Source organism: Pseudomonas sp. NCHU5216, assembly GCF_052156495.1.
Taxonomy (GTDB): domain Bacteria; phylum Pseudomonadota; class Gammaproteobacteria; order Pseudomonadales; family Pseudomonadaceae; genus Aquipseudomonas.
On sequence record NZ_JBQLIX010000009.1, the window covers coordinates 105,088 to 127,396 of the forward strand.

The 22,309-nt window shown below is 64.1% G+C and carries 22 protein-coding genes; 9 read left to right on the plus strand and 13 right to left on the minus strand.

From position 1 onward, the window contains the following. Positions 1-5 precede the first annotated feature (5 nt). Complete coding sequence (locus ACSVIK_RS09470) at positions 6-998, minus strand: alpha/beta fold hydrolase (protein ID WP_442444092.1); 993 nt, start codon at positions 996-998, stop codon at positions 6-8. Between the two features lie 270 nt (positions 999-1,268). Here ACSVIK_RS09470 and ACSVIK_RS09475 point away from each other — a divergent pair, with 270 nt between their 5' ends. Together ACSVIK_RS09475 and ACSVIK_RS09480 are read left to right on the plus strand one after the other, a co-directional pair. Further along, a complete protein-coding gene (locus tag ACSVIK_RS09475) occupies positions 1,269-1,931 on the plus strand; it encodes a Yip1 family protein (RefSeq protein ID WP_442444093.1) in 663 nt (220 codons plus the stop codon). A gap of 61 nt (positions 1,932-1,992) precedes the next feature. Next, on the plus strand, positions 1,993-2,487 hold the full coding sequence (locus ACSVIK_RS09480) for a SprT family zinc-dependent metalloprotease (protein WP_442444094.1): 495 nt from the start codon (positions 1,993-1,995) through the stop codon (positions 2,485-2,487). Positions 2,488-2,504: 17 nt separating this feature from the next. Here ACSVIK_RS09480 and ACSVIK_RS09485 read toward each other — a convergent pair whose 3' ends face one another. From ACSVIK_RS09485 to gspE, 9 genes are all read right to left on the minus strand, one after another. After that, positions 2,505-3,029 (minus strand): type II secretion system protein M, encoded by a 525-nt coding sequence (locus tag ACSVIK_RS09485; protein ID WP_442444095.1) that lies wholly within the window; start codon positions 3,027-3,029, stop codon positions 2,505-2,507. Between the two features lie 2 nt (positions 3,030-3,031). Continuing rightward, positions 3,032-4,171 carry a type II secretion system protein GspL gene (gene gspL, locus ACSVIK_RS09490; RefSeq protein ID WP_442444096.1) on the minus strand — a complete coding sequence of 380 codons (1,140 nt, stop codon included), beginning with the start codon at positions 4,169-4,171 and terminating at the stop codon, positions 3,032-3,034. Beyond that, positions 4,168-5,139 (minus strand): type II secretion system minor pseudopilin GspK, encoded by a 972-nt coding sequence (gene gspK / locus ACSVIK_RS09495; RefSeq protein WP_442444097.1) that lies wholly within the window; start codon positions 5,137-5,139, stop codon positions 4,168-4,170. Before gspK ends, gspL begins: the two co-directional genes overlap by 4 nt. Further along, a complete protein-coding gene (gene gspJ, locus ACSVIK_RS09500; RefSeq protein ID WP_442444098.1) occupies positions 5,136-5,777 on the minus strand; it encodes a type II secretion system minor pseudopilin GspJ in 642 nt (213 codons plus the stop codon). The genes gspK and gspJ overlap by 4 nt, the downstream gene beginning before the upstream one ends. A gap of 83 nt (positions 5,778-5,860) precedes the next feature. Next, positions 5,861-6,247, minus strand: a complete 387-nt coding sequence (gspI, locus tag ACSVIK_RS09505) for a type II secretion system minor pseudopilin GspI (RefSeq protein ID WP_442444099.1) — start codon at positions 6,245-6,247, stop codon at positions 5,861-5,863. After that, the gene (gene gspH, locus ACSVIK_RS09510; protein ID WP_442444100.1) at positions 6,244-6,765 is read right to left on the minus strand and encodes a type II secretion system minor pseudopilin GspH; all 522 of its coding nucleotides are present in this window, start codon (positions 6,763-6,765) and stop codon (positions 6,244-6,246) included. Before gspH ends, gspI begins: the two co-directional genes overlap by 4 nt. 91 nt (positions 6,766-6,856) lie before the next feature. Beyond that, positions 6,857-7,285 carry a type II secretion system major pseudopilin GspG gene (gspG, locus tag ACSVIK_RS09515; protein WP_442444101.1) on the minus strand — a complete coding sequence of 143 codons (429 nt, stop codon included), beginning with the start codon at positions 7,283-7,285 and terminating at the stop codon, positions 6,857-6,859. A 4-nt stretch (positions 7,286-7,289) separates the two neighbouring features. Further along, a complete protein-coding gene (gene xcpS, locus ACSVIK_RS09520) occupies positions 7,290-8,507 on the minus strand; it encodes a GspF family T2SS innner membrane protein variant XcpS (protein ID WP_442444102.1) in 1,218 nt (405 codons plus the stop codon). After that, positions 8,508-9,995 (minus strand): type II secretion system ATPase GspE, encoded by a 1,488-nt coding sequence (gene gspE, locus ACSVIK_RS09525; protein WP_442444103.1) that lies wholly within the window; start codon positions 9,993-9,995, stop codon positions 8,508-8,510. A gap of 546 nt (positions 9,996-10,541) precedes the next feature. On the opposite strand from gspE, the gene ACSVIK_RS09530 reads away from it, so the two are divergent. Beyond that, a complete protein-coding gene (locus ACSVIK_RS09530) occupies positions 10,542-11,105 on the plus strand; it encodes a type II secretion system protein N (RefSeq protein ID WP_442444104.1) in 564 nt (187 codons plus the stop codon). A 4-nt stretch (positions 11,106-11,109) separates the two neighbouring features. Continuing rightward, positions 11,110-13,059 (plus strand): type II secretion system secretin GspD, encoded by a 1,950-nt coding sequence (gene gspD, locus ACSVIK_RS09535; protein ID WP_442444105.1) that lies wholly within the window; start codon positions 11,110-11,112, stop codon positions 13,057-13,059. A 162-nt stretch (positions 13,060-13,221) separates the two neighbouring features. Here gspD and ACSVIK_RS09540 read toward each other — a convergent pair whose 3' ends face one another. Next, positions 13,222-14,286 carry a helix-turn-helix domain-containing protein gene (locus tag ACSVIK_RS09540; protein WP_442444106.1) on the minus strand — a complete coding sequence of 355 codons (1,065 nt, stop codon included), beginning with the start codon at positions 14,284-14,286 and terminating at the stop codon, positions 13,222-13,224. Between the two features lie 192 nt (positions 14,287-14,478). On the opposite strand from ACSVIK_RS09540, the gene ACSVIK_RS09545 reads away from it, so the two are divergent. Both ACSVIK_RS09545 and ACSVIK_RS09550 read left to right on the plus strand, forming a co-directional pair. Next, positions 14,479-15,867, plus strand: coding sequence for a DUF1254 domain-containing protein (locus tag ACSVIK_RS09545; protein WP_442444107.1), 1,389 nt, complete (start codon positions 14,479-14,481; stop codon positions 15,865-15,867). Positions 15,868-16,068: 201 nt separating this feature from the next. Beyond that, positions 16,069-16,455 carry a cupin domain-containing protein gene (locus ACSVIK_RS09550; RefSeq protein ID WP_442444108.1) on the plus strand — a complete coding sequence of 129 codons (387 nt, stop codon included), beginning with the start codon at positions 16,069-16,071 and terminating at the stop codon, positions 16,453-16,455. A gap of 109 nt (positions 16,456-16,564) precedes the next feature. Here ACSVIK_RS09550 and ACSVIK_RS09555 read toward each other — a convergent pair whose 3' ends face one another. Next, positions 16,565-16,876, minus strand: coding sequence for a hypothetical protein (locus tag ACSVIK_RS09555; protein ID WP_442444109.1), 312 nt, complete (start codon positions 16,874-16,876; stop codon positions 16,565-16,567). A gap of 138 nt (positions 16,877-17,014) precedes the next feature. On the opposite strand from ACSVIK_RS09555, the gene ACSVIK_RS09560 reads away from it, so the two are divergent. Further along, positions 17,015-17,518, plus strand: a complete 504-nt coding sequence (locus tag ACSVIK_RS09560; RefSeq protein ID WP_442444110.1) for a winged helix-turn-helix transcriptional regulator — start codon at positions 17,015-17,017, stop codon at positions 17,516-17,518. Between the two features lie 4 nt (positions 17,519-17,522). Here the strand turns inward: ACSVIK_RS09560 and ACSVIK_RS09565 are convergent, their stop codons facing one another. After that, a complete protein-coding gene (locus ACSVIK_RS09565) occupies positions 17,523-18,287 on the minus strand; it encodes a substrate-binding periplasmic protein (RefSeq protein WP_442444111.1) in 765 nt (254 codons plus the stop codon). Positions 18,288-18,457: 170 nt separating this feature from the next. Here ACSVIK_RS09565 and ACSVIK_RS09570 point away from each other — a divergent pair, with 170 nt between their 5' ends. Then, complete coding sequence (locus tag ACSVIK_RS09570) at positions 18,458-19,300, plus strand: EamA family transporter (protein WP_442444112.1); 843 nt, start codon at positions 18,458-18,460, stop codon at positions 19,298-19,300. Positions 19,301-19,699: 399 nt separating this feature from the next. Then, the gene (gene plsB, locus ACSVIK_RS09575; RefSeq protein ID WP_442444113.1) at positions 19,700-22,183 is read left to right on the plus strand and encodes a glycerol-3-phosphate 1-O-acyltransferase PlsB; all 2,484 of its coding nucleotides are present in this window, start codon (positions 19,700-19,702) and stop codon (positions 22,181-22,183) included. The last annotated feature ends 126 nt before the right edge of the window (positions 22,184-22,309 follow it).

The window sequence follows — 22,309 nt, forward strand, 5'->3', positions numbered from 1 at the left end:
ACCCGTCACAGGTGCGCCAACTGCGCCCCGTCGCCACGATGCCCTGCCAGATAGGGCAACACCGCCGCCAGCAACGGCTCCTTGAAGGCATCCTGGAAGCGATGCGCCAGACCGGGAATCAGCTTCAGCTCCGAGCCCTTGATATGCGCCGCCACGTGCACGCCATGCATCACTGGCAGCAGCGGGTCGGCCGTGCCATGCACCACCAGGGTCGGTACACGCAAGCGATTGAGCAGTTCCACCCGGCTGGGCTCGGCGAGAATGGCCAGCAGTTGGCGCTGCACCCCCTCCGGGTTGAAGGCGCGGTCATAAGCCACCTGCGCCTGTTTGAGCAGTGCCTGGCGATCATCCCGGACTTCCGGGCTACCCAGCGCAGCCAGAAGATCGGCCTGCTGCTGCAGAGCCTGCTCGCGGGTACTGGCTTCGCGGCGGGCCAGCAACTTGAGCAGCGAGTCACTGGGCGCCGGCAGGCCCTCGGCACCGGAGCTGGTCATCACCAGGGTCAGGCTGAGCACGCGCTGCGGCGCCATGTCTGCCAGGTGCTGGGCGATCATGCCGCCCATGCTCGCACCCAGCACGTGAAAATCGGCGATACCCAGGTCATCCATCAGCCCCAGGGCGTCGCCGGCCATGTCTCGCAGGTGATAAGGCGCACCCAGCGACAGGCCCAGGCGATAGCGCACCACCTCGTAACCCAGGTTGATGCTCGGCACCGGGCGCAGCCAACTGCTCAGGCCGACATCACGATTGTCGAAACGGATGACCCGGAAACCCTGCTGACACAGACGCTCCACCACCTCGTCCGGCCAGTGGATCAGTTGCCCGCCCAGGCCCATGATCAGCAGCAGCGTCGGGTCGCGTTCGCTCCCCACGCTCTGATAGGCCAGGCGCACGTCGCCGACATCGGCATACCGGGTCGGCTCACTCAGGTCACAACGATTGGCCGCAAAGGACGGCAGGCCGCACAGCAGCGCGGCGAGAAAGATCAATGCACGCATGGAAAACACCAGAAACGCAGAACCCCACTGAAATGCGAGTCTGATGAAAGTCATTCGACGGCGCTGCCACACAAGCATGACAATTTGATGAAGCAGGACGAACGGTTAGCCAGACGGTGACCAGAGGCGCCATCCAGAGCGTCGCGCCAGACTCTGGGAGAGGGATGCAGCCTCCGAGGACGCTCGAAACCCCGCCGGAAAAATTCAGGTTGAACCACCCGCCCTGGCTACTGCCGGAATCTTTAAAGCAGTCAGCGGATGGTGCTCCCCATGTACACGAATCTCTATACCCTGCTCACCCGTCCCGATCGGGCCTGGACGCGCATTCGCCAGGACGAGGAACGCAACAGCGCGAATTACCTGCCCTACCTGCTGCTGATCAGCCTGCTGCCGGCGCTCTGCCTGTTCATCGGCACCCATTGGGTCGGCTGGAGCCTGGTGGAGCGCGAACGCATTCGCCTCGATGCCTCGAGCGCCTTGCAACTGAGTGCGCTGCTGTACCTGTCGATATTGCTGGGCGTGGCCATCATGGGCTACTTCATGCGTTACATGTCGCGCACGTTCGAGGCCAGGCCGACCTTCAACCAGTGCGTCGGCTTCATCGCCTACACCTGCACGCCGCTGTTTCTCGCCGGTATCGCCGCGCTATATCCAACGCGCTGGCTGGCCATCACCGTACTGCTGATCGCCGGTGCCCATGCCAGCTACCTGCTGTATGTCGGCCTGCCGCGCTTCATGCGCATCGACGAGCAGCAGAGCGTGCTCTATGCCGCCTCGGCCTGGGGCGTAGCGCTGCTGGTGCTGGTCACCATCCTGGTCAGCATGATCCTGTTCTGGAGCTACAGTTTGCAGCCGGCCTACCAGCGCAGCGTGCAGCAGGATCAGAGCTACGGCACCCAGGAGGAACGCGCGCAGCCACCCGGCGACGAATGAGGCCTGCGCCAGGCCGCGGCTTGCGGCATAATCGGCCGACCGCAATACCCCGGCAGCGATCATGCCCGAACAGCTCCACGCCCGCGTCGAGGCCTGCTACCAACTGGCCGAGGCCTTCTTCAAGCAACGCTTCGCCCGCCCCGAGATCAGCTTCAAGCTGCGTGGGCAGAAGGCCGGCGTCGCCCACCTGACGGAAAACAAGCTGCGCTTCAACCTGCAGCTCTATCGTGACAACCGCGAGGATTTCCTGCGCCAGACCGTGGCCCATGAAGTGGCCCACCTGGTCGCCCACCAGTTGTTCGGTTCGCGCATTCAGCCCCATGGCGAGGAGTGGCAGCTGATCATGCGTGGCGTTTACGAGTTGCCGCCGCACCGCTGCCACAGCTACGAGGTGGAGCGGCGCAAGGTCAGCCGCTTCATCTACCGTTGCAGTTGCGCAGATGGCGAATTTCCCTTCTCGGCCCAGCGCCATGCCCTGGTGGCCAAGGGCCGACGCTACTACTGCCGGCGCTGCAAGGCGACGCTGCAGTTCACCGGCCAGCAGCGCCGGGAGTGAGCATCAGGGGGCAGGCCCTAGCTGCCAGCGCGCAGGCTCAAACGCGCCACCACCAGGTTGTCTTCAGCGCGATCGAAACCGGCTTCCTCCACGCTCACGCCCTGGGCCTCCAGGGTTTCGATCCAGCGCAGCAGTTGCTCGAAGGGCACCGGCTGCAGGCCGACCTGCACGGCACCCTGGCTTTCGGCATCCAGGCGCTCGATGACCAGCCCCTGCTCCGCCGCCGAGGCGGTCACCAGGCCTTGCAGGCGGGTCGGGTCGAGGCTGGCGCGGGCCTGCAGGTCACGGCCGCGCAACTCGGGGGCCCGGCTCTGCAGATAGGCATAGAGGGCTCGTTGCTCCTCGAAGGCGGCACGCGCGTCGCGCGCCTGGCGCTGCGCCGGTTGCCACAGCAACAGGTAGAGCAGCACCAGCAGCAGGAAGGCACCGAGCAGCAAAAGTGCCAGGCGATCACGCGGCGGCAGGGTCTGCAGGCGTTGCGCCAGGGTCGAGCGCTGCCACTGCTGGTTAAGCGTCTGATTGAGGTCACGCCAGGTCGCCATGTTCATCCTCCTATCACCATGCGTGCGCTGACGCCTTCGTCCTCACGACTGGCCGAGCCCATCTGCACCGCGCGGCCGGTCTGTTCCAGTCGTTCACGCAGGCCCTCCAGTTCGGCGAACCCCGGCGCCTGCAGTTGCAGCGCCAGGTCGCCGCGAGTGGCGCTGTAGTCCACCTGCCTGACTTGAACCTGGGCCGCCCCGCCCGCCTGCAAGGCCGTGGCGACGTCGCCGAGCACACCGAGCAGCGGGCTGTCACGGCCCTGCGCTTCGGCCAGGTGCTGATCGAACTGCGCGCGCAGGTTGATCAGCTTGCTGTCCTGCGGGAACAGCTCGCGGTACAGCGCTTCGCTGGCCTCGGCATAGGCATCGGCCTGACGTTGCAGGTACCAGCCCTGAGCCAGGTTGAAGCCCCACTGCAACAGCAGACACAAGGCCACCACACCGCCCAGCGACTGCCAACGGCGCCAACCGCTACCGGCTTCACGCACGGCGAACTCACCCTGGGCCAGATCGACGCCCTGCCCCACCTGCGCCAGCCATTGAAAGGGATGCGCCAGGCGCCGCAGTTCGTCCACCGGAGCCGGGGCACTCATGCCCTCGGGCAGATGCGCCACCTGGGGCATCGGGCAGCGCGCGGCCAGCAGCGGCCAGTCCTCGGCCTGCACGGCCAGGCGTGTTGGCGACTCACCACCGAGCAGCCAACGCTCGTGCAACCAGAGCAACTGGCTGCCCTCATGCGGCAGCATGTCGGCATCCACGCGAATCGCCGCGGGGGGCCGCTCGGCGCAGAGCGCCAGGCATTCGCGCAGCCAGGCGGCGCGCAGGGCATAAACACGGTGGCGACCATCGGCCAGGGCCTCGCCCAGCGCCAGGTGCATCGCCTCCACCTCCTCGGCCAGCAGCTCCTCCACGGCGAACGGCAAGGCCTGGCGCAACCAGCGCGCCTTCTGCGTTGGCAACTGCACCACGCAGCAGGTCACGGCCTCTACCGGCAGCACCAGTTGCCACGGGCCGTCCAGCGCCTGCAGCGCGGCCTGCAGGCTCAGCGTCCGGCTGCTGTCGGCAGACACCAGTTGCACCGGCAACTCGGGGTCGAGCCCCTGGCAGGCCTGGGGTGGCAGAAAGATCCATCGTTGATTCATGGTTGCGGTTCCTCGACGGGCGGCGGCGCTGCGCCGCCCTGCCCCAGATCACGGGCCAGTACGCTGACCTGGCCATCATTGCCGCGCTGCAACAGGCTGCGCAATACCACGCGACGCTCACCGAGGCTGACCTCGCTGATCACCTCGAAATAATTGCTGCCCACCGCCACACCCTGGCCGATACCCGTGCCCAGGCCGGCCAGCATGGGCTGCGCGGTGAACGCCGCCAGGCTGGCAAAGCCTTCGCGGCCACGCGCCGCGACCAGCGCCGTCGCCGCGTTGCCATCGAGGCCATCGGCCAGGCTGGAAAGCACCAGCGCGCTGGCAGTGTTGACGTTGAGGGCAACCTCGCTCGGCAGGGCCGTGACGAAGGGCAGTAGGCGGCGATAGTCGGCCTCGTCCATCTCCAGCAGCAGGCGCAGTTCGGAGGCGTCGGTCATGGCTCGGTTGGCCGCCCGATAAGGCGGCGTGGCCAGCAGGTACTGGTTGTCTTCGGCGCCCTGGCTGCCGCGCGGTTCGCTGTCGGCATCGAGCCAGTCGACCAGGCGCTCGGCATAGGGTTTGTCGATCTCGAGGCGCAGCAGCAGGCGACGAAAGCGTTGCAGCGCCAGTTCATTGACCTGGCCCCGGCGCACCAGGCTGTTGAGATTGAAGCGGCCACTGGGGTCGAGGATGCGCACGCGCAGTTCGCCACCTTCGTCCAGCGGGAAGCTCATGGGCTGTGCCCAGGGCTCGCCGAGGTGATCCACCGGCAGGCGTGGATCGCCCCGGCGCAGGTCGCGTTGCAGGATTGCCTTGGCCAGGGTTTCGCCGCCCAGGGCGTACTGCCAGGCCTGATTGACGTGCAACTGGTTGGCGCTGCTGCGAATCGACAGCTGCTGGCGGGCGATCAGGCCGGCGCATACCACCGTGACCACGGCCACCACCAGCAGCACGGTGATCAGGGCCACGCCGCGCTGACGCCTCATGGCTGCACCTGCGAGCCGGCGGGCGCCGTTTCCGGTGGCAGATCCGGCAGGCGTATCAGCCGACGCAGCTCACCATAGCGACGATGCTGCAGGCGCAGCTCCACCGCGCGCGGCAGCTCGACGAGCCGTGCTTCCCCGCTGCGCTCGGTCGGCGGCCAGTCGGTCTGCCATTGCCCGTCCTTGTCGAGGTAGCGCAGGCTCAGGCTGGTCACCCCATCGAGTGCACGCTGCACTTGCGGCAGGCTGTCCTGAGCGCGATCGAGCACGCGCCAGTAACGCCGCTGCCATTGCTCGCCGCTCAGTTGCCAGCGCACCCGCTGCAGCTCGGCGCGCGGCTGGCCGAGCGGATTGCGCCAGCCGGCGCGGGTCAGCTCCAGCGCCGAGGCATCGTTCAGATCGCTGTGCAGGGCCGGTTGCGCATCGCCGAAGCCATCGCGAATGGGGCGTACCGCCACTTGCCGCACATCGCGCTCAAAGGCGGAGATGGCACGGGTCAGCTCGCGCAACTGGCGTTCGTGCTCACGGGTGACGGCATCGGCGCTGAGCACGCTGTCGAGCATGCGGTAGGTGGCCAGGCCCAGCAGGGCGAAGATGGCAATGGCGATCAGCAGCTCCAGCAGGGTGAAGCCGCGTTGCAACGAAACTGTAGGAGCGAGCTCTGCTCGCGAAGCGGTATCGATGTCGTTTCGCGAGCAGACCTCGCTCCTACGAAGTGGGCGGATCACTGCGGCGTCTCCAGAAAGCCGCTGAGGCTGACTACCGCGCGCTCGCGCAGGTCGCCACTGACGCCACGCTGCTCGGGCGCCACCCATAGGGTCACGCGGCGCATGGCCGGCTCGCTGGTGGCCTCGATCTCGCTCTGCCACGCCCAGCGGCGCCCGGCGAACTCCACCTGGCCCTGGTCGCGACCATCGGCGGGCGGTGTGTCGGCCAGTTGCAGCTCGGTCAGGCGGTTGTCGGCCACCCACATGGCCAGGGTCTTGTCCTCCAGTTGGCCCGCGGTGCGCACACTGCGGGCGCTGGCCGTCAGCACGCTGGCGGCGACCAGGGCGAAGATGGCCAGGGCCACCAGCACTTCGAGCAGGGTAAAGCCGCGCGTCGATTTCATCCGCTGCGCCCCGTGCCCAGCTCCTCGACACGCGGCAGGCCGAAGCCATCGCTGGACAGTTGCAGGCGCAGGCCATCACGTCGGCGTTCGCCCAGGCGCAGCCGGAAAGGGGTCAGCTCGCCGCTGGAGAGAATCAGCAGTTGTGGGTTATCGGCGCTGGCCTTGGCCGGCAGGCTCGCGGCCTGGTCGGCGTCCTCGCCCTCCACTTCGAGCGTCAGTTCGGCCCAGTCCGGCAGACGATGGGCCTGCTCATCCAGCGCCTGCCACTCGGCGCGTTGCGGGTCGTAGCGCAGCACCCGGTAGCCTTCGCCGGTGAAGCTCAGGCCGTACTCACGGTTGTCCAGCACCGCTTCGTCGGCCAGTACGCCGATCAGCCCGCTGAGGCGCTCGGCCTCGCTGCGCAGTTCGCGCGCCGGCCCGGCAATGCCGGTGCTGAGCACCGCCAGGCCGATCAGGCAGCCGAGGATGACCAGCACCACCAGCAGCTCGATCAGGGTAAAGCCGTGCTGCGCTGTCATTGTAGGAGCGAGCGCTGCTCGCGAACGGCCTCTGCAACAAAGGCTTCGCGAGCAAAGCTCGCTCCTACAGGTGAACAGCAGCATGATCGGGTCAGAGATCCCAGTTGCCGATATCGGCGTTCAGGTCGCTACCGCCCTGCTTGCCATCGGCGCCGAGGGAATAGAGGTCGAAGGCGCCGCCCTTGGTGCCGGGCGCCAGGTACTGGTAGGGATTGCCCCAGGGGTCGATGGGCAGGCGCTTGAGGTAGCCGTCCTTGTTCCAGTTCTTCGCCGGCGGGTTGCCACCCGGCTTGCTCACCAGGGCCTCCAGCCCCTGCTGGGTGCTGGGGTAGTTGTGGTTGTCGAGCTTGTACATGTCCAGCGCCGCGCCGATGGCGCGGATGTCGTTCTGCGCGGCGGTGACCTTGGCCTGATCCGGCCGGCTCATCACCTGCGGCACCACCAGGGCGGCAAGGATCCCGAGGATCACCACCACCACCATGATTTCGATAAGCGTGAAACCTTTTTGCCTGCTTTTCACCTAGTTACCCCACCATTTGGTTCAAAGAAAGAATCGGCAGCAGGATGGCCAGCACGATCACCAGCACCACTGCGCCCATGAAAACCAGCATGAACGGCTCGAATAATCCGACCAGCAAGGCGATCTGTGCGCTCAGGTCGTTTTCCTGATTCTTCGCCGTGCGCGCCAGCATCTGATCCAGCTCACCGGAGCGTTCGCCGCTGGCGATCATATGCAGCATCATCGGCGGAAACTGCCCGGTGGCCTCCAGCGAACGGGTCAGGCTGCCGCCCTCGCGCACCTTCTGCGCCGCCACCAGCACCTCGCCACGGATCACCCGGTTGGCGATCACCTCGCCGGCAATCGCCAAAGCTTCTACCAATGGCACGCCACTGCGAGTGAGGATGGCCAATGTCGAGGCGAAACGTGCGCAATCGGTGGCACGCCCCAGCCGCCCGATCAGCGGCAGACGCAGCAAAAAACCATGCCAGCGCAGGCGCAGCGCTTCGTCGCGCAAGGCCATGCGCAAGGCCACCACGCCGATGCCCAGCACCAGCACCGCCAGCAGCCCCCAGGCCTTGACCCAGTCGCTCAGGGCGATCAGCCCACGGGTCAACAGCGGCAGGGTCTGCCCGGAGTCGACGAACACCTTGACCACGTCCGGCACCACGTAGCCGAGCAGGAAGCCGACGATCAGCAACGAGGCGCACATCAGGATCACCGGATAGAGCAGCGCCAGTTGCACTTTCTGCCGCGATTGTTGGCGCTGTTCGGTGTAGTCGGCCAACTGTTCCAGCACCGGGCCGAGATGCCCGGCATGCTCGCCCGCCGCCACCGTGGCGCGGTACAGCTCGGGGAAGGCGGCAGGGAACTCCTTGAGGCTGGCAGCCAGGCTGTGGCCCTCCAGCACACGGGCGCGCACCGCCAGCAACATGCCCTGAATGCGCGCATGGGTGGCTTGCGCCGCCGCGGCGCGCAGGGCCTCTTCGATGGGCAGCGCGGCCTGGATCAGGGTCGCCAGTTGCCGCGTGACCAGAGCCAGGTCACGTGCCGACAGGCCACGGGCAAAGCCCAGGCGCGTGCCGCCACTGCTCTGCTCGCGGCTGCGCGTGGCCTTGACCTCCAGCGGTGCCAACTGGCGCTCACGTAGAAGCTGACGCACCTGGCGCGCACTGTCGGCCTCCAGCACGCCCTTCTGCTGGCGACCGCGCCCGTCCAGGGCAATATATTCAAAGGCCGCCATCTATTCTTCTCGCGTCACGCGCAACACTTCCTCCACCGTGGTCACCCCTTCCAGCACCTTGCGCCGACCATCGTCGCGGATGCTCGGGCCCAGGGTGCGGGCGTGGCGGGTCATGTCCTGCTCGGAGGCACGGCTGTGCACCAGCGTGCGCATGGTTTCGTCGAACACTACCAGTTCGTAGATGCCGGTACGCCCGCGATAGCCCTGCTGATGGCACTGGGCGCAACCGCGCGCATGGTACAGGGTCGGCGGCGAGTTGGCCGGCACGCCGAGCAGCACGCATTCGGTGGCATCGGCGGTATAGGCTTCCTTGCAGGCCGGGCACAGCACCCGCACCAGGCGCTGGGCCAGCACGCCGAGCAAAGAGGACGACAGCAAAAAGGGCTCCACGCCCATGTCCACCAGACGGGTGATGGCGCCGATGGCGCTGTTGGTGTGCAGCGTCGACAGCACCAGGTGGCCGGTGAGCGAGGCCTGCACGGCGATCTCGGCGGTTTCCTTGTCGCGGATCTCGCCGACCATCACCACATCCGGATCCTGGCGCAGGATGGCGCGCAGGCCTCGGGCGAAGGTCATGTCCACCTTGGCGTTGACCTGGGTCTGGCCGATGCCTTCGAGGTGGTATTCGATAGGATCTTCGACCGTGAGGATATTGCGCGTATGGTCGTTGAGGCTGACCAGGCTGGCGTACAGGGTGGTGGTCTTGCCCGAGCCGGTGGGGCCGGTGACCAGCAGGATGCCGTGGGGCTTGCGTACGGTTTCCTCCATCAGCGCGCGGTCTTCACTGCGCATGCCCAGGTGTTGCAAGGACAGGCGCCCGGCCTGCTTGTCGAGCAGGCGCAACACCACCCGCTCGCCATTGGCCGACGGCAGCGTGGAAACGCGGATGTCCACCTCGCGCCCACCCACCTTGAGGGAAATGCGCCCGTCCTGCGGCACGCGCTTCTCGGCGATATCCAGCCTTGCCATCACCTTCACCCGCGACACCAGCAAGGCGGCCAGCTCACGCTTGGGTTCTAGCACTTCACGCAGGATGCCATCGACACGAAAGCGCACCACCAGGCGTTTCTCGAAGGTTTCCAGATGGATGTCGGAAGCGTTTTCCTTGATCGCCTCGCCGAGGATGGCGTTGATCAGGCGGATGATCGGCGCGTCGTCTTCCTGTTCCAGCAGGTCTTCGGTTTCCGGCACCTGATCGGCCAGCGAGGCCAGGTCGAAACTGCCGCCGATATCCTCGGCCAGTTGCATGGAAGCCGAATCATGCTGGTAGGCAGCGCCCAGTGCTTGGGCGAACTCGCTGGCCGCGAGCACCTGCAGCGGCAGGCTGCGCCCGGCGAAGCGCTGCGCTTCAGCCAGCGCCGTCAGCTCGCAGTCGGCCCTGTGGATCAGGCAGGCGCGCCCTTCGTGCAGGCCGAATACCAGGCCATGGCGTTTGGCAAAGCTGAAGGGCAAGCGGCGCAACGGGGTTTCCGGCAGCGAAGCATTCATGCAGCGAACCTTGAATCTGAACCTGATGCCTGGAGTCTCGCAGCCTAATGCGACAACTGATACACAGTGTTGTCACCCAAGTCCGGCAGCATCGAAGGGTTCAACGCGCCGCACATGTGCTGGCCAGGGTTTCTTGTGGTAATGATGCAGCCATCTTTAACACATTGCCGAGAGCCATTCACCCACCTAACAGGCTGTTGAAAAACTACCTGCGTTGGCAATACTGCGTTAAAAACAGCCTCAAAATGCTCATTTACAAGACGTAAACTGCGCTTTTTCGGCTGTTTGATTCGCTAGCGCTCACCCTTCGGGCCAGCCGTTGGCTGTTACTCCCGTTGGTCGTTGCGCCTTGTCTTGCCTGCCTCGCTTACGTTTTTCAACGGCCTGTTAACTCAGGGGATACCAAGCGGGTTCAGGCTGCTATGATCGGCCCGCGCCGTCTCCAAGAAGAACTACAACGCCGTTTCCGGAGTGATGCATTTGCCCGTTCCCCTGCGCTTGAAGGACAGAGCCCCAACCCTGATTGGCGCATCGCTGCTGATCATCATGAGTCTCGCCCTCGCCTGGCAGAGCGCCGACCTGCTGCGTCTGGTGCGCGGCCCGTTGCCCACTGCCAGCAGCGCCAGCGACAGTGCCCCGACACCGACCACCAGCGCCCCCATCGCCCAGCTCTTCGGCACGGCGCAAAGGCCCGAGAGTGGCCCGCCGCCGGCCACCAACCTGCAACTGACCCTGCTCGGTAGCTTCGTGCACAGCGACCCGCAGCGCTCCAGCGCGATGATCCAGCGCCAGGGCCAGCCGGCGCAGCTCTATGGCCTGGGCAGCGAAGTGGACAACGGTGTGCGCCTCGACGCGATCTACGCCGACCATGTTGAACTGCTGCGCAACGGTCGCCGCGAGAGCCTCGGCTTCCCTCGCCCCAGCAGCAGCCCGTACAGTGCTCCGGCCATGCCCGAGGCGACCAGCGACAGCACCCTCGAGCAGCTCGAACAACTGCAGCAGGACAACAGCGAAGAACTGCGCCAGCGCATGCAGGCGCTGCGTGAACAAATGGAATCCAGCGCCGCCGAGCCGGAAACTCCCACCGATCAGCCCCAGGAAAGCGATTGAACCGATGCATGCCCTCCGTAGCCGATTGACCTTCGCCCTGCTCCTGGCCAGCCTTGCCAGCGCCCCTCTGCCGCTGTACGCCGAAATAACCCCGGCCACCGGCAGCAAGAAGCAGCAGCAAGAAACCTGGACCATCAACCTCAAGGGCGCCGACATCCGCGAGTTCATCGACCAGATCGCCGCCATCACCGGGCAGACCTTCGTCGTCGACCCCCGGGTCAAGGGCCAGGTCACCGTGGTGTCGAGCACGCCGCTGGGGCTGTCCGAGGTCTACCAGCTCTTCCTCTCGGTCATGGCCACCCATGGCTTCAGCGTGATGACCCAGGGCGACCAGGCGCGCATCGTGCCCAACGCCGAGGCCAAGGCCGAAGCGGACAGCAGCAGCCCCGCGCCGGATCGCCTGGAAACCCGCCTGATCCAGGCCCAGCAGACGCCGGTGGCCGAGCTCATCCCGCTGATTCGCCCACTGGTGCCGCAGTATGGCCACCTGGCCGCCGTCACCTCGGCCAACGCCCTGATCATCAGTGATCGCAGCGCCAACATCGCGCGTATCGAAAAGCTGGTGCACCAGCTCGACCACAGCGGCGCCCAGGATTTCACCGTGGTCACCCTGCAGAACGCCTGGGTGATGGACGCCGCCGAGGTGCTCAACAACAGCATCGCCCGCGGCCAGGCCAAGGGCACCAGCGCCACCCAGGTGGTGGCCGACGCCCGTACCAACCGCCTGATCCTGCTCGGCCCGCCGGAAGCGCGTGCCAAGCTGGCCGACCTGGCCCGCTCGCTGGACGGCCCCAGCAGCCGCTCGGCCAATACCCGCGTCATCCGCCTGCGCCACAACGACGCCAAGGCCCTGGCGGAAACCCTCGGGGAAATCTCCGAAGGCCTGAAGAATCAACAGGGCAGCGACGCCACCAGCAAGCCGGCGAATATCCTCATCCGCGCCGATGAAAGCCTCAACGCCCTGGTGCTGCTGGCCGAACCGGACATGGTGGCCACCCTCGAAGACATCGTGCGCCAGCTCGACGTGCCGCGCGCCCAGGTGATGGTGGAAGCCGCCATCGTCGAGATTTCCGGCGACATCACCGACGCCCTGGGCGTGCAGTGGGCGGTGGATGGCCGCAGCGGCAGCGGCGGTCGCGGCAGCCTCGGCGGCGTCAACTTCGGCGGCACCGGGCTCTCGGTCGGCACCGTGCTGCAGATCCTGCAGAGCGGCGAAATCCCCGACAACACCAGCCTGCCCGATGGCGCCATCATCGGCGTCGGCAGCGACCGCTTCGGCGCGCTGATCACCGCACTGTCGGCCAACAGCAAGAGCAACCTGCTGTCCACACCGAGCCTGCTGACCCTGGACAACCAGAAGGCGGAAATCCTCGTCGGGCAGAACGTGCCCTTCCAGACCGGCTCCTACACCACCGATGCCGCCGGCTCCAGCAACCCCTTCACCACCATCGAGCGCAAGGACATCGGCGTCACCCTCAAGGTCACCCCGCACATCAACGAAGGCGCCACCCTGCGCCTGGAAATCGAGCAGGAAATCTCCTCCATCGCCCCCAGCACCGGGCTCAACGCCCAGGCGGTGGATCTGGTGACCAACAAGCGCTCGATCAAGAGCACCATCCTCGCCGACGACGGCCAGGTGATCGTGCTCGGTGGGCTGATCCAGGACGACGTCACCCAGGCCGTGTCCAAGGTACCGTTGCTGGGTGACATCCCCCTGATCGGCGGGCTGTTCCGCTCCACCCGCGACTCGCATATCAAGCGCAACCTGATGGTCTTCCTGCGGCCCACCGTGGTGCGCGACGGCGCCGGCCTGGCAGCGCTTTCCGGCAAGAAATACGGCGACATCCGCATTCTCGGCAATGGCAATGGCCAAGGCAGCCCGAGCATCCTGCCGCGCAACCCGACGCAACTCTTCGACGGCCAGGGCGCGCCAGCGGTGGATTTGCGGCAGTGAGGGCAGGCGGCTTGCGAGGGCGTCTGCCAGGGGTGTCTGCGTGAGCCGGCGCAATAACGCCAGTGACTGGGTGCGGCACAGTCAAATGCCGGGGAAGATAGAGCGTATCGAGGCCTACTTAGGGCGCCTCAGCCGAGGTAATTTTTCAACGGCCTGCTAGGCTCAAGCCCCTGCACGCCCTCGGACATCCTGGCGGTATTCTCCCGGCGTCTTTCCGGTCCAGTTCTTGAACGAGCGATAGAAAACCCCTGCATCCTTGAAGCCCAGCAGGAAGGTAATGTCTTCATAGCTGTATTCGGGGTGGCTCAGATACTCTTCGGACAAGCGCAGGCGCAAGGCATTGAGCAGTTGGCGAAAGCTGGTGCCTTCGTCTGTCAGGCGTCGTTGCAAGGTTCTCGGCGTAACGGCCAGCAGTTCGGCCATGGCATGTTTTGTCGGCTCGCCATAGCACAGCAGCAACTCCAGCAGGAAGTTACAACGGCTGCTCCAGGGTTCGTCAGGCTGATTGCGGTGATGCGCGGCCTCCAGCGCCTGAAGATGACGCAACGACTGCACAGCGATGCCGCTCGGCCTCGCTGACTCGCTATGCTTTTTTTCCTCCGACACAGGAAAGACAACACAGGTTTGCCCCTGATCGAATTCCGGCATGATGCCAAGCACACGCTCATAGATAGCGGCATCCGACAGCGCCTTTGGCAGCGGGTGAGCAAAACGGATTCGCTCGGCCGACAGTGCAAAATTATCCCTGATGGCATCGCACAGTGATGCAACGAAGCCTTCATGTTGATGCGGGCTGACGTAGATATCGGGATGAGGAATGCAAGCGAGCGTCAAACGACCGGGAGCTTCTGTTATTTCAATCGTCAGAACTTCAGTCATCAACCCCAGATAGCGTTGCAGCAGGCCACAATAATCCAGCAGCGCGAACTCCCGTTTCTTGAAGAAAAACGCGAGCTTGGGGTGCAGGCGCGTAGAGCCCGGTGACAACTTCAGGCCGATATTGGGCTCATTCAGCCACTGGGATAGCCGATCAAGATTCTTACCCACAAGATCGCCCGGAATCCGGCTACCCGGTGGATAACCAGACAAGCCGTCATTCACCAGTTTCTGTACCGTCTGAAACACCTGCTGCTGCCCGCGTTGCAGGAGATAGGACTCAAGTGCCCCAAGGTGAGAAAGCACCGTGTCGCGGGCGATCGTAGGCTCACGGCTGGCCGTACTGTGCATAAGAACATGCTCTCTGGCAGACCCGAGGATTCTGCCTGTGAAGCGGCTGTAACTCTACAGGGCCAGACTGAATCACCGCCTTTGTCTCAAATGGTCATAAACCTTTGCACCCGCCCCTTCTATCGTCTCCCGGCGAGATGAAATCTCATCAAGCGCCCCGCAAAAACCAGAATAAGAATAAAGGTCATGCCCATGAAGAAATACTCGAAAGCAGCACTGCTTATCACCACCCTGTCACTCATCGCGCAACCAGTGATGGCGGCCGCCACCACAACGGTCGCGTCGATGGGATATATCTACGGATTTCCACTGGTATTGATGGGTGAAACCCGCAATGGACTGACTGGCTCGGCACGCTCCTGCACCCTTGGCGCCGACCTCAATACCTTCACCAACGTGTTCGACATTCCCAATAAGAACTTCCAAGCGGTCGTTCGTCCGAATGTCGACACGCTCTATACCTCGGCCATGCTCGATCTGTCGCAGGGGCCGGTAATGCTCGATATGCCTGCCGTGTCAGACCGCTATGTGCTGATGGCGCTTCTGGATGCCTGGTCGAACAACTTTGCTGGCGTTGGCACCCAGAGCCACGGTGCGAACGAAGGGCACTACTTCATTACCGGGCCTAACTGGCGCCAGGCATCGGTTCCTCAAGGTTACATACAGATACCTGCGCCAACCAATCTGGTCTGGATAATCGGCCGTACGGAAGTCAAGGGCGAGAGCGATATCGCCGCAGTGCATGACATTCAAAGGCAATACAAGTTGACCACCTACAATGGCAACACGGCTGCCACAACCGACGTCGATTGCGTAGAAGACCAGGACAGAACACCACCGATCGATGTGGTGAAAAGCCTCAATGGAGAAGAGTTCTTCTCCCGCCTGTCGCAACTGATGAAGGAAAACCCGCCGCCACAAGATGAACGCTGGATCGAAAAGTCGCTGGCGACGATCGGTGTGGGTCGTTTTGCAGAGAAAGACGTCAGCGACCTGTCCAGGTTGGATAAAAAGGCGCTGGACGCAGGCATCAAACTGGGTCAGCTATCCATCGATCAGGCGTTGAAGATGCTTGGACTGAATGGCTGGGGCCCTGATCCGGAGAAAATCCCCCTGGGCAGTTATGGCCACCGTTACTTTGTTCGTGCTGTCGTGGCGCAGATTGGCTTTGGTGCCAACAAAAATGAATATGCCGTGTATCAGAATGCCGAGCGCGACTCGAACCGGGAACGTTTATCAGGGGTGAATCATTATGTATTCACGCTCAAAGGTGATGATCTGCCGCCTGTCGATGCCTTCTGGTCGCTGACGCTGTACGGCGATGATGGCTTCCTGCGTGACAATGATGCCGCCGCCCTGCTCGGCCCCCAGGTTTATGCACTGGGCAGTAATAACGATCTGGTCGCGGACGAGAATGGCGACATTCACATCCATATTTCGGCGATCCCCCCTGCTGGCGTACCCCTGAGCAACTGGCTGCCAGCACCGCCGGAGAAATTCCAGCTGACACTACGTTTCTATGCCCCCCAGCAAGCCATTCTGAAAAATGAATGGAATATTCCAGAAGTGGTGAAGCAATAAGGTGATCATGCGGGGTCGGCTCCGGCCCCGCTCTTGCTCCTTCGCCCGGCCCAGTTGCTCACCGGCCTGATGCAGCAGTTGATAGCCACCGGGCGTTCAAACACACCTCTGGACGCCTATCACTGCTCAAGCGGTAGGATCGTACAAGACGCCGCCATCGCACCTCGTTAGTCTGAAGAAAACCACAACGAGGATTCCCCGATGTCTCATTCCGTCGATAACCGCGCGACTGGCGCGATCAACCTCCAGCAGAAGCTCTCACTCATCCGCGAGCACTGGTCGCCTCGGGTGGTAGCGGAGATGAACGACTACCAGTTCAAGGTGGTGCGCGTCGAAGGCGACTTCGTCTGGCATTCCCATGCCGACACCGACGAAGCCTTTCTGGTACTCGAAGGACAACTACGTATCGATTTTCGCGACGGCCATGTCGTTCTGCAGGCTGGCGAACTCTACGTGGTGCCCAAGGGAGTCGAGCACAAACCTTATGCGGCCGAGGAAGTGAAGATGATGCTCATCGAACCCCGTGGGGTTCTGAATACGGGCAACGAAGGCGGCGAACTTACGGCGGAAAATGACCGTTGGATCTGAACGAGCCGCCCTGGGCCATCCCTGCTGCATCCCGCACTGCGCCCAAACGGCCAGATAGCCACTCCATTGCGGGCGCCTTACGGCGCCCTGCTCTCATCCGGCACGATGCTCAGGGCCGCACTGCGTAGCGATTCTCCCGAGCGACTCGCGCCAGCCCCCGCTCGACCCTTTCCAAGCCTTCGCTGGCCTGGCTGGCGCCGAGTGTCTGGGCGTACAGAAACCAGCTATGGGCATACTCCAGGGCCACGATGCGCTGCGTGTCGTCACTGGCCTGGGCCAGGTGGCAGTGGCCTGCGGCGAGCGCCATCTGCGCCGTGATCGAGCCGGGCTCCAGCTCATTGGTGAGGCAGGTTTGCAAAGGGGCGGCATGAGCCGTTGCGACAACCACGAAGGCCGTTACGGCCAGAAGATGCTTGATCATGAGCGGAACCTCGATCGGACTGGACTTAAAGGTTCTATAAAAGAACCATGCAAGCCAGACGTTAGGTGCTATCATGGAACCTGTCAACCGTTTTCTCGTCAGGCGCCGAAAAGACCTGCATACCCGGAGACCTTCACAGTGGAACGAGTCACCTTCGAGGATCGCAATTGCTCTATCGCCCGCTCGGTGGACGTCCTGGGCGACTGGTGGAATCTGATGATCGTGCGCGAGCTGTTCTGGGGGACGAACAAGTTCGATGAGTTCCAGCGCAACCTGGATATCTCCAAGGGCATCCTGTCCAAGCGCCTCAAGTCGCTGCAGGAGTACGGCATCGTCGTGAAGAACGCCGTCGGTGCCGGCACCGAATACGCCTTGACCGACAAGGGCCGCGCCCTGCACGTCATCATCATTGCCATGCTGCAGTGGGGCGATGAGTGGAACCCGCTGCCCGAAGGGTCGCCGGTGCTTCTCGTCAATCGCCGCACGGGGGCACCACTGGCCCCCGTGCAACTGCGTGATGTCGACGACCGGCCGGTCGCCCTGAAAGATCTCGGGCTGCTGCCCGGGCCAGGTGCGGACGCGACGACCTGCGCGCGCCTGGATCAGCTAAGCCAGGCTTCGCCAGCCAAGGCAGACACCTGAAACACTAGGGCACTGCTTGATCGCTACCCTGCGCCGACAGGTAGCGCTGCACGATGCGCTCCAGCTCGCCCGAGCGGCGCAGTTGCGCCAGCGCGTCGGCCCAGGCGGCGACCAGAGCATCGTCGCTGTCTTGGCTGAAGGCGATGTACAGGGAGGCGCGAAACAGCTCCAGAGGGATACGCCGCAGCGTACCGGGGGCGATGTCCAGTTGGCGGCTGTAGTAGGCGACTCCGGCATCGGTATCGCCGATAATGATGCGGGTGCGTCCGGCCAGGAGCATATGGTAGAGCTGTCGGCTGCTGCTGGCGCTCTTGTCGAGATTTCTGAAACCCAGCTCATGAAGCATGTCAGGCACCAGCCCGGCGTGCCGAGTGGTGATGCGCGGGGCATGCAGCAGTTGCTCCAGGGAGTTCACCGGCGGGCTGGCGGTAGCCAGTTGATAGGGGTAGATAGCGCCTTCCAGCATGGGGCCGACCCATTTGTAGAGAGGCTCGCGCTCAGGCGTACGGAACATGGAATATTGAATGGTGCGCGGCCGGTTATGCAGTGTGAGCGTGGCGCGCATGCTGGGCAGCAAGTGAATCTCGAAATCGTCCCCGGTCAGCGCCATGATGGCACGCACGATCTCGGTGGAGATGCCGCCTAACCGACCGTTTTCCTGATAGTTGTAGGGCGCCCATTCTTCGGTGACGATCTGATAGGGCTCGGCAGCGAAGGCGGAGCCGAGAGCTAGGTAGAGCAACGCTGTGGTGATGATCCTGTGCTTCACGTAGTCAGCCTGGAGCCTGAGGAGGGCGAAGAGCTCGACTAAGCATAGTCGCTGCTTGGCCAGCAGCCTGAGCCAATGCAGCGAATCTGTCGATACATTGGCTCTCTCGTGCGCACAGCCGCAAAAGACAGTAGCCTGACGCGCTTCCCACCCCGTCTTCGAGGCCGAACTTGGAAACCCCGGTATTTCTCGCCGTCATCACCGCAGCCGCCCTGCATGCCGGCTGGAACGCCCTGCTCAAGATCGGCCTGGATCGTTTCCTCACGGCTACCCTGATCCAGATCGGTGCCGGCCTGGTGGCACTGTGCGCCCTGCCATGGGTAGCAGTGCCACAGGGCTCGGCCTGGTTCTGGATCGGGCTGTCGGCACTGCTGCATATCGGTTACAACGTCTTTCTTGCCCGCGCCTACCAGTATGGCGACCTCGGCCAGGTCTACCCCATCGCACGCGGCAGCTCGCCCTTGATGGTCGCCCTGCTCTCGCTGCTGCTCCTGCATGATGATCTCGGCCCCTGGCAACTGTGCGGTTTGCTGATTCTGGTAACGGGTATCTGGTTGATGGCGTTGCGTGGCGGGCAACACAAGGCGCCGCAAGCGGCGATGCTGTTCTGCGCCCTGATGACGGCGCTGTTCATCGCCGGCTACACCCTGAGCGACGCCATGGGCGCCCGCGCCAATGGCGATGCGCTGAGCTATTCGCTGTGGCTGTTCGCCGTCAACGGCGTGGTGATGGCGCTGGTGTTGGCTATCACTCGTGGGCCGCGCGCCTTCCTGCAACTGGGGCCGCACTGGCGCGGCGGGTTGGCCGGTGGAGCGATGTCGATGGCGGCCTACAGCATCGTCATCTGGGCCATGACCCAGGCGCCGGTGGCACTGGTCTCCGCCTTGCGCGAAACCAGTGTGCTGTTCGCCGTGCTGCTGGGAGTGGTGCTGCTCAAGGAAACCCTACGCCCCATTCGCCTGCTGGCCTGCGCGGTGATCATCGTTGGGGTGGTGGTGATGAAGCTGGCGTAAGAACACCACTCTCCCCGGATAGTCAGGAAGCCTGTAGGAGCGAGCTCTGCTCGCGAACCGCCAGGCGCAAAAGCTTCGCGAGCAGAGCTCGCTCCTACGCGGTTCCCAGATGCAGGGATCAGATAAGGAGGCGATGCGTTACATCGGCTTGGCCTGACTCGGCATTCGGTTCGGGAACCCAACACCTGGTTTGCCGTTCTGTTGATCAACGGGTGCTGAGCCATCACGCGTTTTTCCGTCATCTGTCTTGTGCATGCTGGCCAGGCTGAACGCACGGACGCGAGCGTTTTTGGTGCCTTGCCAGAATCGTCGCCGACGATTTTTTGCCCGTCTGCCGTGGCTTGCGGCACACTAGCGCCCTTCCCGAGCATGCGCTCGTTTAATCGTTCAAGAGCCCGTATGACACGTTCTCCCTTCCGCCGCATGGCCTTCAGCGCGTTGCGCCGCCTGCTGTACCTCTGGGTACGCTCGGAAACCATCAACCAGTCCGCCTTTACCCTCAAGCTCGACCGCAGCAAGCCGGTGTTCTACGTGCTGCAGCAGCCCTCGGTGAGCGATCTGGCGGTGGTCGATCGCGAATGTACCAAGGCCGGCCTGCCACGCCCGGTGCTGCCGCTGGCGGTCGGGGAACACGTCGAACCCGCCGCCTTCTTCTACCTGACGCCGGAGCCGGACTGGTTCGGCCGCCAGGACAAACGGGGCATCTCGCCAACCCTGGCCCGGGTGGTCGCCGCCCTCGCCCGGCATGATGTGGATGACGCGCAGATCGTGCCGGTCAGCGTGTTCTGGGGGCAGTCGCCGGATCGCGAAACCAGCGCCTGGAAGCTGCTGTTCGCCGATAGCTGGGCGGTGACCGGGCGCTTGCGCCGCCTGGTCAGCATCCTGATTCTCGGGCGCAAGACCCGCGTGCAGTTCTCCACGCCGATTCACCTGCGCGAGCTGGTCGAGCAGGACAAGGGCCACGAGCGCACCCTGCGCATGGTGCACCGCATCCTGCGCGTGCACTTCCGCAACCAGAAGGCTGCGGTAATCGGCCCGGACGTCTCGCACCGGCGTAACCTGGTCAAGGGCCTGGTGCACGACCCACTGGTGCGCCAGGCCATCATTGATGAAGCCGAGCGCGAGAAGATCAGCCTGGAGAAAGCCGAAGCCCAGGCGCTGCGCTATGGCAACGAGATCGCCTCGGATTACACCTACACGGTGATCCGCTTCCTCGAGCTGGTGCTCTCCTGGTTCTGGAACAAGATCTACGACGGCATCAAGGTGCACAACGTCGAAGGCGTGCGCGACATCGCCCAGGGCCACGAGGTGATCTACGTGCCCTGCCACCGCAGCCACATCGACTACCTGCTGCTGTCCTACCTGCTGTTCCGCAACGGCCTGACGCCGCCGCACATCGCCGCCGGCATCAACCTCAACATGCCGGTCATTGGTGGCCTGCTGCGCCGTGGCGGTGCCTTCTTCATGCGCCGCACCTTCAAGGGCAACCCGTTGTACACCGCGGTGTTCAACGAATACCTGCACACCCTGTTCAGCAAGGGCTTTCCGGTGGAGTACTTCGTCGAGGGCGGGCGCTCGCGCACCGGGCGCATGCTGCGGCCGAAGACCGGCATGCTGGCCATCACCCTGCGCAGCTTCCTGCGTTCGCACCGTCTGCCCATCGTCTTCGTGCCGGTATATATCGGCTACGAGCGCGTGCTCGAAGGCCGCACCTACCTGGGCGAGCTGCGCGGCGCGAGCAAGAAGAAGGAATCGATCTTCGACCTGTTCAAGGTGCTCGGTGCGCTCAAGCAGCGCTTCGGCCAGGTCTCGGTGAACTTCGGCGAGCCGATCAAGCTGGCCGAGTTCCTCGACCAGCAGCAACCCGGCTGGCGCCAGCAGGAGCTGGGCCCGCAATACCGCCCAGCCTGGCTCAACGAAACTACCAACCGCCTCGGCGAACACGTGGCGCGCCACCTCAACGAGGCAGCGGCGGTCAACCCGGTCAACCTAGTGGCCTTGGCGCTGCTGTCCACCAGCAAGCTGGCCCTGGACGACCGCGCCCTGGCGCGTGTGCTCGACCTGTATCTGGCGCTGCTGCGCGCGGTGCCCTACTCGCCGCACACCACCCTGCCGGAAGGCGACGGCGCGGCGCTGATCGAGCACGTCAAGGGCATGGAGCTGCTGGCCGAGCAGAAGGATGCGCTGGGCAAGATTCTCTATCTGGACGAGCAGAACGCCGTCCTGATGACCTACTACCGCAACAACGTGCTGCACATCTTCGCCCTGCCGGCGCTGCTGGCCAGTTTCTTCCAGAGCAGCGCGCGGATCAGCCGCGAACAGATCCTGCGCTTCACGGGTGCGCTGTACCCCTATCTGCAATCGGAGCTGTTCATCCGTTGGCAGCCGAGCGAGCTGGAGGGCGTGATCGACCAGTGGCTGGCGGCCTTCGTCGAACAAGGCCTGCTCAAGGTCGAAGGCGACGTGTACGTGCGCCCGGCGCCCAGTTCGCGCCAGTTCGTGCTGCTGACCCTGCTGTCGCGTTCGGTGGCGCAGACCCTGCAACGCTTCTACATGGCCATCGCCCTGCTGCTCAACGCCGGGCAGAACGCGCTCAGCGCCGAGGAGCTGGAAGACCTGTGCACGGTCATGGCCCAGCGCCTGTCGATTCTGCATGGCCTGAACGCGCCGGAGTTCTTCGACAAGAGCCTGTTCCGTCACTTCATCCAGAGCCTGCTGGATCAGGGCGTGCTGCGCCAGGACGAAGCCGGCAAGCTCAGCCACCACCCGCTGCTCAGCGAGCTGGCCGAAGGTGCCGCCAAGCGTGTGCTACCGGCGGAAATTCGCCTGTCGATCCGCCAGGTGGCGCTGGATCGCAACGAGGACGAACCGGTAACAGTCTGACTGCATCGTAGGGTGCGCTGTGCGCACCTTCAAATCACTGTAGCCACCGGTGCGCACGGCGCACCCTACGGAACGAACCCCTGCCATGTTTGGCAGTCAGCCACTAAGCCACTCCCGGCAGGAGGC

What these genes read in the sequence shown, in the direction of transcription:
- ACSVIK_RS09485 (WP_442444095.1), bottom strand. Translation starts at nt 3,029, where the DNA reads ATGGCGACCTGGCGTGACCTCAATCAGACGCTTAACCAGCAGTGGCAG.
- ACSVIK_RS09550 (WP_442444108.1), top strand. Translation starts at nt 16,069, where the DNA reads ATGTCTCATTCCGTCGATAACCGCGCGACTGGCGCGATCAACCTCCAG.
- xcpS (WP_442444102.1), bottom strand. Translation starts at nt 8,507, where the DNA reads ATGGCGGCCTTTGAATATATTGCCCTGGACGGGCGCGGTCGCCAGCAG.
- ACSVIK_RS09555 (WP_442444109.1), bottom strand. Translation starts at nt 16,876, where the DNA reads ATGATCAAGCATCTTCTGGCCGTAACGGCCTTCGTGGTTGTCGCAACG.
- gspL (WP_442444096.1), bottom strand. Translation starts at nt 4,171, where the DNA reads ATGAATCAACGATGGATCTTTCTGCCACCCCAGGCCTGCCAGGGGCTC.
- gspK (WP_442444097.1), bottom strand. Translation starts at nt 5,139, where the DNA reads ATGAGGCGTCAGCGCGGCGTGGCCCTGATCACCGTGCTGCTGGTGGTG.
- ACSVIK_RS09530 (WP_442444104.1), top strand. Translation starts at nt 10,542, where the DNA reads ATGAGTCTCGCCCTCGCCTGGCAGAGCGCCGACCTGCTGCGTCTGGTG.
- ACSVIK_RS09540 (WP_442444106.1), bottom strand. Translation starts at nt 14,286, where the DNA reads ATGCACAGTACGGCCAGCCGTGAGCCTACGATCGCCCGCGACACGGTG.
- plsB (WP_442444113.1), top strand. Translation starts at nt 19,700, where the DNA reads ATGACACGTTCTCCCTTCCGCCGCATGGCCTTCAGCGCGTTGCGCCGC.
- gspH (WP_442444100.1), bottom strand. Translation starts at nt 6,765, where the DNA reads ATGACAGCGCAGCACGGCTTTACCCTGATCGAGCTGCTGGTGGTGCTG.
- ACSVIK_RS09480 (WP_442444094.1), top strand. Translation starts at nt 1,993, where the DNA reads ATGCCCGAACAGCTCCACGCCCGCGTCGAGGCCTGCTACCAACTGGCC.
- gspI (WP_442444099.1), bottom strand. Translation starts at nt 6,247, where the DNA reads ATGAAATCGACGCGCGGCTTTACCCTGCTCGAAGTGCTGGTGGCCCTG.
- ACSVIK_RS09470 (WP_442444092.1), bottom strand. Translation starts at nt 998, where the DNA reads ATGCGTGCATTGATCTTTCTCGCCGCGCTGCTGTGCGGCCTGCCGTCC.
- gspD (WP_442444105.1), top strand. Translation starts at nt 11,110, where the DNA reads ATGCATGCCCTCCGTAGCCGATTGACCTTCGCCCTGCTCCTGGCCAGC.
- gspE (WP_442444103.1), bottom strand. Translation starts at nt 9,995, where the DNA reads ATGAATGCTTCGCTGCCGGAAACCCCGTTGCGCCGCTTGCCCTTCAGC.
- ACSVIK_RS09545 (WP_442444107.1), top strand. Translation starts at nt 14,479, where the DNA reads ATGAAGAAATACTCGAAAGCAGCACTGCTTATCACCACCCTGTCACTC.
- ACSVIK_RS09475 (WP_442444093.1), top strand. Translation starts at nt 1,269, where the DNA reads ATGTACACGAATCTCTATACCCTGCTCACCCGTCCCGATCGGGCCTGG.